Raw genomic sequence first — 12,609 nt, 5'->3', positions numbered from 1 at the left:
GATTCAGTGTTATCCGTACTGAGATCTTTGGACTCTTGCGCATCTATGTTTTGCTTTTTGTAGGGTCGCTGGACTGATGCCGCTGCTGCTCGCAATTCGTTAACCGAGTCCTGAAGATCTTTGCCTAGGTTTTCCATGCCTAAACTTTCGGCTTTTTTAAGGTTGGTATGCAGTTCATGAGCATCGAGCTGACTGGCAACTTCTTGCTTAAATCCGTTTGCAACATCTTTGATACTGCGGATGGTATTCATCGTGGAACGAATAGCACCGGGCAAACGTTCAGGGCCTAAAATGACCAAGGCCATTACCCCGATAACCAGCATTTCCCAAAAACCGATATCGAACATAAATTAGTCTTTGCTCGTTTGTTTTTGCGCGCTCTTATCTTCACTAGTAACGCTTTGCGAGGCGTCGTTTTTTGCAGCCGGTTTGTCTAGAGGTTCAAAATCGGCATCTTGTGTTGATGCGCTATTGCCTTCATCTTTCTCGTCTTCTTTAATCGCTTTTTTAAACCCTTTAAGCGCTGACCCAAGGTCATTTCCAACGTTCTTTAGTTTAGATGTGCCAAACAACAGTATAACAATCACCAGTACAATCAACACCTGCCAAATACTAATGCCACCCATAATATTTCCTTAATATTTTTCTATGATAATAAGATAGCTTATTGCCCATTTAATTCATAAAAATTTGCATAACAATCTTTGCTGTGTTCGTATTATACTCAGAACTTAGCGAATATCACTGGCTTTGCTACTTCTGTAGCAAAATATTTTATTTTCACCTACTAAAAGCGGCTGAATCAAAGCGAACATGTACAAAACGCCTTATTATTCGACACTTCTTTTATCGCTAAGTCTGCTACTTTCTACTTACGCCGCTTTTAGCAATGCGCAATCCCCTGCGAATGAGAGAATTAATTATGATTATTGTGGTCAACTAGGATGGCTAGATGACCAATACTGCTATCTAAATTATGGCGTTGACACAACTGCAGGGGCGATTAACCGTTGGTTTAAACACGAAGGTGGCGACAATAATACGGCTGCGACAACAAGTGGCCGCTTGCGATTTGGCTGGGAACCGAGATCAGGGGATTTAAGCGAGCTTGATTTTAGATTTAAAATTCGGGTAAAACTACCTGCCTTAGAAGACCGCGTTGAACTCTTCTTATCTGACCAAGAAGATGATGTGCGCGACCAAGCTGTTAAAGCCGCGCGAGGCAATGAGTTAGGCAATCGCGACCAAGCGGTACTTGCTTTACAATTTAAAAACAAAACCACCGATAGATTGTCCTATCGGATTGGATTTGGCCGTGGCAGCCAATTATATACGAGAGCACGTTACTCTGATCTTTTTGATGTTTCTGAAAACGCAACCTTACGTTATTTTGCCGAAACGAACTATTATTCTGATGATAAATTAGGCTTAGAGTTTAACGCCGAATATGGTTATGTATTCGACAGTGCTTCTGCATTTGAACTAAACAACAGCTTTCGTTTTCGCAATAAAAAAAGTGATTGGCTGTGGCGTCATGAATTTCAATTTCTGCATCTGGTGAAGAATGAAACGAGTTATTTATTTACAGCCTCGATCGACGGCGGTTCACGCCCTACCTACCGTAAAGAACAAATGTTAGTGAGCTTGCGCTATAAACGTAAAATATTGAGAGATTGGCTTTTTGTAGAGGTAGAACCCTTTATACTATGGTTGCGAGAAGAAAATTTCCGCGCTTCAATGGGCTTGGCCATCCGCACAGAAATCCACTTTTCAACTTAAGCAGCTTTACCTTTAACGCTATATCTTAAAGGCTTTACCTTGAAGGCTATACTCTTGGGTCAGTTTTATGGCAAATGGCAAGCTGTGACCATCGAGCGTGTAATTTACCTAAATGGGTAAATGAAGAAATGTCATGTAGTTGCCTGAACATCACCCAATCGAGTAGACAAAACAAGCTCATCGATAAGTAATCCCAGTTGTCAAAAGCGCCTTGCTGAGCTTTTTGTTCAATATGGGAAAACACAACGTCAAGGCGCTCACGCTGTATTCGGAAATACATCTTGTCACTGCTTACATCTATTTCTGAGCGACTCAGTATTAGAAGCTGCACGAGTGACTCGTTGGCAGCATCAATAATCGTCAGCAGATTTTGCTGATCCCACGTTAAACCTGGCGCGCCCAATTTGTTTTGTAAGTAGCGGTAAATATTTCCAGAATCCAAGACCGTTTGCTCACCATCTTTAAGCATGGGAATTTTTAGAGTGGGGTTATCACGCTGTATACCTGCCCGGTCACGACTATTAAATATATCAACAAGCACAAATTCATGCGCAATATCTTGCATAAATAGGCGCAATCTTCGCGCATACGGGGAAGTTGTAGACCCAAAGAGCTGCATTTTTCTTACCTTCTATTTTAGCCGATTAACTGCGCAAAATCGGGGTTAAATACTAAAACTCGCACCACAACCACATGTTGTGCTTGCATTTGGATTGTTTACGAAAAACCGAGAACCGTCCAAGCCTTCAGTGTAATCAACAACACCACCTACTAAGTATTGTAAGCTCATTGGATCAATCACCAAGGTAACAGTTTGATTCTCAACTGTCATATCACCTTCATTGACCTTCTCGTCAAAGGTGAAACCATATTGAAACCCAGAACAACCGCCGCCTGTTACATATACACGTAACTTAAGTTCTGGATTTTCTTCTTCTGCAATTAACGCTTTCACTTTGCTTGCTGCGGCATCTGAAAATTCAATTGGCATTGCCACTTCTGCTGACATTTTTAACTCCACAACTCTATTACTTTTTGCTCATTTACGTTTACACGCAATGGTCATAACTGCATTTTACGTTGAAAATGCCAAAAAGTACTGACTAATTCCTAATAGATGGATTATCTAATACTTGAGTGTTTTAATCAAGTATTCACTCGGCATCTACAAAGGCCTCTTCCCATTTGATCGCGGTGGTGTAATCACCGCGTTTTTTATTGTACTTAAATACTTCAGTAGCAATTTCAAAGCGTTCTGGTGTGAAGCCCTCAGGCAAGGTGACGCGCGTCTCAATAACTTGAAAATATTTAAACGCGAAATCCAAAGATGCATTGGAGTCATCTTGCAATGCTGAAATATTATAATTAATCGGTTTGCCGTTTAAACTGCCAAACACGCGCATGTCTAGTGCGCCCTTTATGACCGCTTTTATATTTTCGTGCTGTAACAACACCATCTTTATTAGATAATTGCGTTCACTTCGTGTAGGCGACACTTCCATACGCTGAACGATAAAACCGTCTTGTGTTATTTCTGGTGCTAACACGCGTTGGTAAAACGACACCTGATCTTTTAAGGCTCGCTCCCTATTAATACTTTCTTTAATGGCCTCTTGAGATCGATCATTCGTTAATTGAGCAATATCTAACTCAACTTTAAGCACATTATAATTCGATAGCACTTCTTCGTGCTCAGCGGTCAAATTATTTAAGCTCTTATTTAATAAACGGTTTTGTGCGGTCAAGTTACTTTTTTGAATACCTGCAAATTCGTAACCCGCGTAAAAAGTGAGCGCTATGATAAGCAAGGCCAGCGCATAGAAACGCACGAAACCAATCTTTTTACGATATTTTGGTAGGTCCAAAATCTCTCCTAAGCTATTGTTTTGTGTTATGATTTAAGACATGTATTGCTTAACTTGTCTACTATTGTGCGATTACACTCTCTACGGCTAGCCTTATCGATTCCGTCAACCTCCATTCAACTGTGCATGGTGGGCTTGATCGCCGGATTTGTGGCCGCTGCCGTGATTATTCTGTTTAGGCTGTGCCTTGAGGTTTTACAAACATCGCTTTTAGGTTCTGTTGGCAATTATACCGCAATGCCTAGTTGGCAACTAATAATATTACCAATAATTGCAATATCAATAGTGATTGTGATCGCCAAAATCACAGGCTTTAAACACTATCGAATGGGGATTCCTTTCGTTATTCATCGTTTCAAGTTGTATTATGGGCACATGCCCTTAGCGACCAGTATCAATCAGTTTTTTGGCGGTATTTTAGCCTTAGCGAGCGGCTTTGTTGTAGGCAAAGAAGGGCCCACTGTGCATTTAGCAGCAGCGGCAAGTCACTATATTGGTCGCTGGTTTGCATTTCCCTTTAATAGTCTACGAATTCTGGCAGGTTGCGGTATTGCGGCGGGTATAGCGGCTGCGTTTAACACACCATTTGCAGCGGTTATTTTTGTTATGGAAGTGGTCATGCGCGAGTATAAAGTGCATATATTTGTTCCTGTCATGTTAGCCGCCGCCTGTGGTTCGGTATTAACACGCTTGGTATTTGGCGATGTTACCGAACTTAGCTTTTTGAGTTTCCAAACGATGGAATATTGGCATTATCCAATATTGGTGATTTTAGGTGTTTTACTTGGTCTTTTAGCCAGTTTCTTTAATAAACAACTTATGTGGACGATGCGCTTATTTCATCCCTTTAATATGATGACACGCTTGTTATTAGCGGGCGTTATCACAGGCTGTATAGGCTATTATATGCCAAGCGCCTTGGGTGCCGAATTTGTAAATATAAATACTTTTATCGCCAGTTCACCGGCGCTTGGCACTATATTAACCTTGTTCCTAGCAAAGTTTTTCTTAGCTTTAATCGCAATCGCATTAGGTGTCCCTGGCGGCATAATAGGTGCTGTCATGGTGATTGGCATACTCGCTGGAGTGCTTTTTTTACAACCTTTGCAAATGTTGCTGATTAGTGTTTTAGACCTTGGCTTACAAACGACACAATTTGAACTTACTACTAACTATGCTTTACTTGGCCTAGCGGGGTTTTTGGCGGCCGTTTTACATGCGCCAATGGCGGCTTTATCGGCGGTCATGGAGCTAAGTTCTACGCAGCAAATTATTTTGCCAGCGCTAATTACGATCGTAAGTGCTTATGTGACATCAAAGCAGTTGTGCAACAACCGTTCGATTTTCATTCAGCAACTTGAATATCAAGGCCTCCCTTACACTACAACGGCAATTAGGGATGAATTGCAAGATACCGGTGTAATGGCCTTAATGAAGACGGACTTTAAAGATTTTTACGCTGCCACAGACACCGACATGCTTGAGTACTTACAGCAAAACCCAAACCAATTGGTTGCTAACAAGCGACAATACGAAGAAACACAAGAATGGGAGTTGGTGTCGTTAACGATGAACGCAAAAGAAGAAGAACATAGCTTAGCCAAGCATAAAATCGAAACAATAACAGACCAAAATACATTAGCAGAAGTCTATGAACTTTTATTTAAAAAACGCCATGGCGGCGTAGCGATTGTTTCAACTGTTCATAGCGACTTAAAAAAAGTCACTAGCGAATTAAACGAAGAAGATGCTCGTGGTAATCTTTGCGGCATTATTACGTGGAATATGCTGCATACCTATTTGCTGCGCCAGCAACACTAGGTATACTTTGCTTACGCGGCGATGCCTACAAAGCCATTCCCATAATAAAAAACACGACACACACTAAAAGGAAGCACTATGCTGCTGTGGTACAAAGCCCTTCATATCTTTTTCATGGTTGCATGGATGGCTGGTATTTTTTACTTGCCGAGGCTTTTTGTTTATAACGCCGAGTCTGACGCCCCTGAAGTAAAAGCGCAGCTAAACATTATGCAGCGTAGACTTTGGATGTTCGTTACCCCTTTCGCAGTGCTAACATTGATTTTTGGTCTTTTGTTGATATACACCTACGGCAGAGAATGGTTTCGTGCAAGCATGTGGATGCATGTAAAACTAGCGGTGGTGATTTTGTTTTATATTTATCACATGTATTTGTACGTACTAATGAAGCGTTTCTTAAATAATAGCAATACGCATAGCCCCAAGTTTTACCGGTTTTTAAACGAAGCACCAGTGCTCGCCCTTCTTGCTATTGTGATATTAGCGGTGGTAAAACCTTTTTAATCACTTTCTTTTTGAAAGGTCTCAAATTGGTTTGGCAAAAACGCTGCAAGCTCACCCGATATAGTTACGTATTGGCGTAATGTGTCTTGTAGACTCAATGCAATAAGCGGTAGCTTGCTTGCCAAAGTATCTCCGCTACCATCTTTAGTATTTGCGTCTTCAATCGCTTTTTGTGGATCTGCAAAGGTACTAAACATTAGTAAGCAATGCTTTAAATCTTTTGCCATCTTAGGCGCTCTTTCGGGCGCTTGCGCCTGCATTTTTTGCCAAGCCCCTTCCCAAAAACGCTCACGCGCACTGTGGGCTATTAGTATTCCTTCGCACCAATCACTTAGTGCTTTATCATTTGTGCCGTAACGTGCATATTCAGGCAAAACTAGCGTGTTGTTGTGCATATGTGCCAAACACTGCTTAAAAAAGCCAAACAGTACATCGGTAATATGATCTGCCTGTTGTGCATTTTCGATTTGCTGATGATGCTTTATCACCCAAGGTAACCAAACATCAGGCAAGGGAATTTCTGGACAAGCACAGGCACCAAGCAAACAACCCTCTACATAATATTGTGAATGTAAAAATGCTGCTTGTTTTGGGTCTTCATAAAGTACCGACAAATCAGTATAAAGGTAATTAGATACATCCATAGAAAACTAAGTCTGCCATGTTAAGGGTTTTCACCGCATCAATTGCGTGTAATGATACAAGTTCAAAGCTTGCTTTAACACCGTTAATTACAGGATGAAAAATGCGCGCAGGAATAAAAGGCTTAATAGTAACCGCTGCTTTTATTGGCCCAGGAACCGTAACAACCGCTACTTTAGTAGGCGCGCAAACTGGCTACGCCCTAATATGGCTATTAGTTTTTGCAATATTCGCCACCTTTATATTGCAAGAAATGGCCTCAAGGCTAGGTACCGTCAGCGGTATAGGACTGTCTGAAGCCATCATGCAAAGCATTCAACATCCCTTGCTTAAATGGTTAATCGCAGCTTTAGTAATCGTAGCGATTGGTGTAGGTAATGCTGCATACGAAGGTGGAAACATTACGGGTGCGGCACTTGGGCTGAGTGCTAACTTTGGTGGCTCAATTCGCTTGTGGGCGCTATCTTTGGGGAGTATAGCCTTACTATTGCTTTTATCAGGCCATTACAAACTGGTAGAAAAATGCCTAATTGGCCTGGTATTGATTATGAGCCTGGTGTTTATCACTCTAATGATACTGGTCGGTGTTGATATCAAATTACTCACCGAAGGCCTGTTTATGCAAGCCCCAATGCTGTCTAATATAGCGCTCGCGCTCGCGATTATTGGCACCACTATTGTGCCCTACAATCTATTCTTACATGCTGGCTTGAGCGCACAGGATGCGCGCAATTCAAGCAGTAAAGCACAAATTAACAGAAAAGAATTAAGGCGACAAAATCAACAACTCTTCGCCAGCATAGGCATTGGCGGCTTAGTGACTTTTGCGATTCTTTCAAGTTCAGTAACCGCGTTTTATGTTGCTCAAATTGCGGTTAATCCAAGCAATATTGCCAATCAGCTCGTGCCATTACTAGGAGATCAAGCCAGTTTATTTTTTGGTGTTGGTTTGTTTGCTGCGGGCCTAACATCGGCAATCACGGCACCTTTAGCAGCAGCTTATGCGATTAGCGGATTATTTGGATGGGAAGCTAATTTACACAATCGTAAGTTCAAGCTCACTGCCGTCAGCATCGTCGTCGTCGGCACAGCAGTGGCAAGTATCGGTTTAAAACCAATAGCACTAATCCTCATAGCACAAACCGCTAATGCTTTACTTTTACCTATTTCAGCGATTCTATTGGTGTGGGTATGCAACAGTAATGCGCTTTTAGGTAGTCATAAGAACGGTCACTTGACTAACTTTTGTGCAGGCATTGTCATATTACTTGTCCTTGGTTTAGCCAGTTATAAGCTTTTTTTCTAAATGACTAGCGTATTAGACGAAGAGCATTATATGGTTTTCACCCAAAGGATGCGTTGATCGTGTTCGACTTATACACTAGCTAAATGCTTCATACTCTCTAAATAGGCAGGCTGTAGCGCTTTCATATTGTCTAGGCAGCTTGATAAAATTTCACCGACTCCTGCTAATTCAATCATTTGGCAATGCGTTCTTAGTTTTTCTGCGCCAACATTGCCAGCAAGAGATTTCATAGCATGAGCAATTTCTGCAACTCGAGCACTATCTTGATTAGAGTAAGCGTCGTTTATATCTAAGATATGATGTTGCATTTCCTGTTCAAAAATATTAATGATACGCGAGAGAATTGGGTGGCCTGATTGTTTTTCAATTTGTCTGATTTCATCAATACGCTCCATGTCTAAACAATTTTGTGAGCCCTCTACAGATAACAGACTCACATCTGGCCGTAGTGCTTGCTCATTAATATCAACATTTCCACTTTCTTTTTCAATCAACGCATGGCCAAGATAACGATTGAGTATGTCAAGTAGCTGTTGGGCCGTGAATGGCTTAAGTAAACATTTATCCATGCCCGAATTTAAGCAATCTTGTTGGTAATTCATACCCATACCAGCGGTCAATGCTACGATTTTTGACGCTACTCTATTCTCTTGTTGTTCCCAATGTCTAATTTGGTGAGTGGCTGTATAACCATCCATTACCGGCATTTGGCAGTCCATTAAAATTAGGTCGTATTGGTGGTTTTTGACCTTATCTACCGCTTCTGCGCCGTTTTGAGCAATCTCAACAGAGCAACCAAACATTGCTAACATGCCGCTGGCCACTTCCTGATTCATTTTTGAATCTTCAACCAATAATATTTTAGCGTTGAATGCAAAGGCATTAGCGAATATCGCAGATGACATTTGCTGCTTGGCTGGTAGAGCAATGCCAAGTTGCTGCAGTAGTATTTGATAAAGAGTGCAACTCACTAATGGCTTGCTGATGAAATCGGCGGCTTGCAATGGGCACGTTGAACTATCGCTAGTTAAGGTTGACATTACAATTAGCTGACCTGCAAAGTCTTTTAGTGCGACTAGCCAGTCCATATTGTCTAGTAGCGGTTCATCTACTAAATAAAGCAATTTTTTCGATGTTGTGCTTGGCATAGTAAGTTGTTGTGGCTTTTCTACTAAGTTAAAATCAATACCAAGACGCGAAAGGCAGCTTTGTGCCATCTTTCTTACCACCGGCTCTTCAACTAAAAGCACCACCTGCGCGTTCGATAAGACCGACTTGTTTTGCTCATCACACTGTGTTTGTGAAACCTCGGTAGGCCAACTCAGCGTAAATACCGAACCATGGTTTTCAGTGGATGTAACGCTTAAGCTACCACGCATTAATTGCGCTAAGGTTTTGCTAATGCTCAAGCCAAGGCCTGTGCCGCCAAAACGTCGAGTGGTAGAATTATCGGCCTGTTCAAAGGCCTCAAAAATACGACCCTGTTGTTCATCAGACATTCCAATGCCGCTATCGATAACCTGTAAACGAAAATCTGTCTGATCACAATCAAGCGCAACTTCTATATAACCACTTTCTGTAAATTTAATAGCATTGCCGACTAAATTGATAACGATTTGGCGCAATCGTAATGCGTCCCCTAAGACATACCTTGGGCAGGTCGCTGCGATGTTAGTCACTAACTCCAGATTCTTTTCGTGGGCCCTGTCAGCAATCACAAAAACACTTTCTTCAATAGTTTTATGCAAATCATAGGTATCGTGTTCAAGATCAATCTTAGCCACTTCCATTTTGGAAAAATCCAAAATGTAATTGATAAGTTCTAATAACATCTCCCCAGAGCGGTATGCCGTTTTGATATAGCGGCGCTGCGTAGGATTTAGTTCAGTATTAAGCGCTAATTCACTCATGCCCAAAATACTGTTCATTGGCGTTCGTATTTCATGACTCATAGTCGCAAGAAAGTTAGACTTTGCGCGACCAGCTTCTTCGGCTTTTTCCCTAGCCGCTTGGGTATCAACTACAGCTTTCGCTAAATTATCGTTAGCACTTTGTAACTCTAAGGTGCGCTGCTTAACGTCGGCTTCTAACTTTTCCTGATATTGTATTAGCGCCGCTGATTTAGCACGTTGCTTTTGGTAAAAATAATACAGCGTCAACAGTAGCAACATGATGTAAACAACATACGCATATACGGTTTGCCAAGGCGGCGGAGCAATAACTATAGGTATGGCTATTTGATTTGTACTCCATACACCGTCGTTGTTGGCGCCTCTGACTCTAAACACATAATCACCCGAGGCTAAATTTGAGAAGGTAATGCTATTTGTGTTCGATGCTATCCATTCATCCTGCATGCCCTGCATTTGATATTCATACTGGTTGTCTTGTGGGCGCGAGTAATCCAATAGTGCAAATTCAAAACCAATTACCGAATCAGTGTAGTCTAATGCAATGCTGCCTTGTTCATTTAACACTGTATGCAAAGGGACTGGCTGATTAAATTTACTGAACTGGGTTAACTGAATCGGTGCATTGTATTTATTTATCGGGACTTGGTCTGAGGTAAAGGTGTTAAATCCTTTTGCTCCACCAAAATACATTCGGCCATCATTGCCCTTGAAATGTGCGCCGCTATTAAAATCATTGTCCTGTAATCCATGCGTTGTGGTGAAATTCAGTGTCGTTCCATCTGAAGGCTTTATTCTGCTAAGCCCTTTAGTGTGACTCGCCCAAACATACCCTTTGTCGTCTTCAACCATCCCATAAATAGCATTACTTGGAAGGCCATCTCGCATTCGCATGTGTTCAAATACAATGCTTGAAGCATCGGCTTGTTTTCTAGAAATTCTATCAAGCCCTTGATCCTGCGTTGCTATCCACAAATAATCGTTTGTGATAAGCAAAGAAGAGAGGCTATTGCTGGCCAAACTGTTGGAGTCGCCCTTAGATTTTTTGTATCTGACAAAGCGTTTCGTTTGCGTTGAATAATAGTTTAGACCACCTCCGTCAGTGGAAATCCAGAGTGCCCCTGAATCGCCTTCCACTATATCGAGCACATTGTTACTCGATAGACTATTTTCATTATTGGCATCAAATACAAGGCGTTTAAAAGTGCCATCGCCCTGATATAAATTTATGCCGCCGCCGTAAGTAGCCACCGCAATATCGCCATTGCTCAATTCTAAAATTTTGCTGATAGCATTGTGGCTAATGCTTAATGGATCATCAGCTTGGTGTTGAAATACTTCGAAATTAGTCTGTCCTTTTTCTCGTTTATGCAAGCCCTTACTAAATGTTCCTAACCACAAGTTATCAGCGCTATCTACCAACAAACTCATGACTATATTTTCCTGCAAACCATTTGGCTTTTCAGGACTAGGCAATTGCGTGCTTAGCGTATTGGACTGACTGTCTATGACACTTAAGCCTCCACCCCAAGTACCTATGTAGAGATTGTTCTCGCTATCTTGGGCAAACGATAAAATATCGTCACTTGCCAATGCTTTGCCTATTGAGAATGCCCTAGAAACCTGAGAAAAACTCGCAAGCTCTGCATTCCAACGACTCACACCACTGAAACTTCCTACCCATAACACTCCGCCAGCATCTTGCAGCAAGGCAGTAACAGTATCGTCAATCAAACTGCTGACTCGCCCTTTGTCGCGTTGGTGGCGAATAAATATCTGATCAGGTGCATGAAACTCACATAAACCCGCACCTGTCGCTAGCCATATAATCCCCTGATTATCTTGATAAACATCACGCACATCGTTAGAGCAAAGGCTGTCATCTTGCTTTGGATCGTGCTGATAATGAGCCTTGACACCCGTAGAGGGGTCAAAGATAAACACACCAGCATCAGCCGTACCGACCCACATATTCCCCTGATTATCTTCATAAAAACTGCGCGTGTTATCGCTTGGAAGTGCAATATCAGTTTGCTGGCCATAGTGGCTAAAGCGTTCTTCATTAGCTTGTTTAATATTCAAACCACTGCTGTTGGTTGATACCCATAAACGCTGATGAGAATCCACCAACACTGACACCGTCAGGTTGCTACTAAGGCTGCCAGCCGCGTTTTCTTCTGCAGTATAAAAGTACTTTTCATTTTTATGGCTGTCGTAGCGGAGCACTCCTACTTCTGCATTAGCGAACCATAGGATGCCGCCGGCTGATTCAGCAATACTGATATAATGATTTCTAGTTTGTTGAGGGTCTGTAATTAGTGCGAAGGCGTCTTGCTCTGGCAGATACAGGCTGATCCCATCTTTAGTGCTAATCCATAAACGGCCTTGTGAATCGTTATAAATATCGGTGATCCAATTGTTGGCAATATTGTTTTTATCATTTGAATGAGTGGTGTATTTGCGAGTATTAATGCCATCAAATCGATTTAGACCATATTGAGTGCCAATCCAAATAAAGCCCTTATTATCTTGCTCGATTGCCGTGACGTTGGGGTTGGGGTTGGACAAATGTCGTTTAGAATCACCTAAATGAATAAAGTCTATTTGTTGAGAGCGAAAATCGAAGTTTTGCAAGGTAGCAGAAGATGCATGTACGAATGCAGTATTGCACAGTATAAAAAACAACCATAAATAATTGTGGCGAACGCGTTTGAACAATTTTTTGCTACCAACATGCTAGTTACTGTCAAGTGCTTTGCTTGACAATGAAATAAAAAAATAT

Annotated in this window: 10 protein-coding genes and 1 pseudogene; 4 read left to right on the top strand and 7 right to left on the bottom strand. The window is 41.7% G+C overall.

Annotated elements, in window-relative coordinates; all coding sequences use genetic code 11:
- Positions 1 to 50: 50 nt before the first annotated feature.
- Both tatB and tatA read right to left on the bottom strand, forming a co-directional pair.
- A pseudogene (gene tatB, locus AC0L6H_RS08485) lies at positions 51 to 347 on the bottom strand (Sec-independent protein translocase protein TatB); the annotation flags it as partial.
- 3 nt (positions 348 to 350) lie between these two features.
- On the bottom strand, positions 351 to 626 hold the full coding sequence (tatA, locus tag AC0L6H_RS08480; protein WP_473393764.1) for a Sec-independent protein translocase subunit TatA: 276 nt from the start codon (positions 624 to 626) through the stop codon (positions 351 to 353).
- A gap of 187 nt (positions 627 to 813) precedes the next feature.
- Between tatA and AC0L6H_RS08475 the strand changes: the two genes are divergently transcribed.
- Positions 814 to 1,779: a hypothetical protein gene (locus tag AC0L6H_RS08475; protein ID WP_473393763.1), complete on the top strand. Its 966-nt coding sequence runs from the start codon at positions 814 to 816 to the stop codon at positions 1,777 to 1,779.
- 46 nt (positions 1,780 to 1,825) lie between these two features.
- Here AC0L6H_RS08475 and AC0L6H_RS08470 read toward each other — a convergent pair whose 3' ends face one another.
- The 3 genes from AC0L6H_RS08470 to AC0L6H_RS08460 form a co-directional block, all read right to left on the bottom strand.
- A complete protein-coding gene (locus AC0L6H_RS08470; protein WP_473393761.1) occupies positions 1,826 to 2,398 on the bottom strand; it encodes a glutathione S-transferase family protein in 573 nt (190 codons plus the stop codon).
- A 45-nt stretch (positions 2,399 to 2,443) separates the two neighbouring features.
- Positions 2,444 to 2,788 carry an iron-sulfur cluster insertion protein ErpA gene (erpA, locus tag AC0L6H_RS08465; protein ID WP_473393760.1) on the bottom strand — a complete coding sequence of 115 codons (345 nt, stop codon included), beginning with the start codon at positions 2,786 to 2,788 and terminating at the stop codon, positions 2,444 to 2,446.
- Between the two features lie 145 nt (positions 2,789 to 2,933).
- Positions 2,934 to 3,644: a DUF6776 family protein gene (locus tag AC0L6H_RS08460; protein WP_473393759.1), complete on the bottom strand. Its 711-nt coding sequence runs from the start codon at positions 3,642 to 3,644 to the stop codon at positions 2,934 to 2,936.
- A gap of 126 nt (positions 3,645 to 3,770) precedes the next feature.
- On the opposite strand from AC0L6H_RS08460, the gene AC0L6H_RS08455 reads away from it, so the two are divergent.
- Both AC0L6H_RS08455 and AC0L6H_RS08450 read left to right on the top strand, forming a co-directional pair.
- Positions 3,771 to 5,465, top strand: a complete 1,695-nt coding sequence (locus tag AC0L6H_RS08455) for a chloride channel protein (protein ID WP_473393757.1) — start codon at positions 3,771 to 3,773, stop codon at positions 5,463 to 5,465.
- Positions 5,466 to 5,543: 78 nt separating this feature from the next.
- Positions 5,544 to 5,969, top strand: coding sequence for a CopD family protein (locus AC0L6H_RS08450; protein ID WP_473393756.1), 426 nt, complete (start codon positions 5,544 to 5,546; stop codon positions 5,967 to 5,969).
- Here AC0L6H_RS08450 and AC0L6H_RS08445 read toward each other — a convergent pair.
- Complete coding sequence (locus AC0L6H_RS08445) at positions 5,966 to 6,613, bottom strand: UPF0149 family protein (RefSeq protein WP_473393755.1); 648 nt, start codon at positions 6,611 to 6,613, stop codon at positions 5,966 to 5,968. The two genes, AC0L6H_RS08450 and AC0L6H_RS08445, sit on opposite strands and share 4 nt — an antisense overlap.
- 101 nt (positions 6,614 to 6,714) lie before the next feature.
- On the opposite strand from AC0L6H_RS08445, the gene AC0L6H_RS08440 reads away from it, so the two are divergent.
- Positions 6,715 to 7,917 (top strand): Nramp family divalent metal transporter, encoded by a 1,203-nt coding sequence (locus AC0L6H_RS08440; RefSeq protein ID WP_473393753.1) that lies wholly within the window; start codon positions 6,715 to 6,717, stop codon positions 7,915 to 7,917.
- A gap of 68 nt (positions 7,918 to 7,985) precedes the next feature.
- Here the strand turns inward: AC0L6H_RS08440 and AC0L6H_RS08435 are convergent, their stop codons facing one another.
- On the bottom strand, positions 7,986 to 12,545 hold the full coding sequence (locus AC0L6H_RS08435) for a two-component regulator propeller domain-containing protein (RefSeq protein ID WP_473393752.1): 4,560 nt from the start codon (positions 12,543 to 12,545) through the stop codon (positions 7,986 to 7,988).
- Between the last annotated feature and the right edge of the window lie 64 nt (positions 12,546 to 12,609).

Source organism: Glaciecola sp. G7-5 (assembly GCF_055808975.1).
The sequence above is the reverse complement of the archived record's forward strand: the minus strand, read 5'-3'. Positions and strand labels throughout refer to the sequence as shown.

Bases quoted from the DNA above. Each gene is read 5' to 3' on its own strand.
- tatA (WP_473393764.1), bottom strand. From the start codon at position 626: ATGGGTGGCATTAGTATTTGGCAGGTGTTGATTGTACTGGTGATTGTT.
- AC0L6H_RS08475 (WP_473393763.1), top strand. From the start codon at position 814: ATGTACAAAACGCCTTATTATTCGACACTTCTTTTATCGCTAAGTCTG.
- AC0L6H_RS08470 (WP_473393761.1), bottom strand. From the start codon at position 2,398: ATGCAGCTCTTTGGGTCTACAACTTCCCCGTATGCGCGAAGATTGCGC.
- erpA (WP_473393760.1), bottom strand. From the start codon at position 2,788: ATGTCAGCAGAAGTGGCAATGCCAATTGAATTTTCAGATGCCGCAGCA.
- AC0L6H_RS08455 (WP_473393757.1), top strand. From the start codon at position 3,771: ATGGTGGGCTTGATCGCCGGATTTGTGGCCGCTGCCGTGATTATTCTG.
- AC0L6H_RS08450 (WP_473393756.1), top strand. From the start codon at position 5,544: ATGCTGCTGTGGTACAAAGCCCTTCATATCTTTTTCATGGTTGCATGG.
- AC0L6H_RS08445 (WP_473393755.1), bottom strand. From the start codon at position 6,613: ATGGATGTATCTAATTACCTTTATACTGATTTGTCGGTACTTTATGAA.
- AC0L6H_RS08440 (WP_473393753.1), top strand. From the start codon at position 6,715: ATGCGCGCAGGAATAAAAGGCTTAATAGTAACCGCTGCTTTTATTGGC.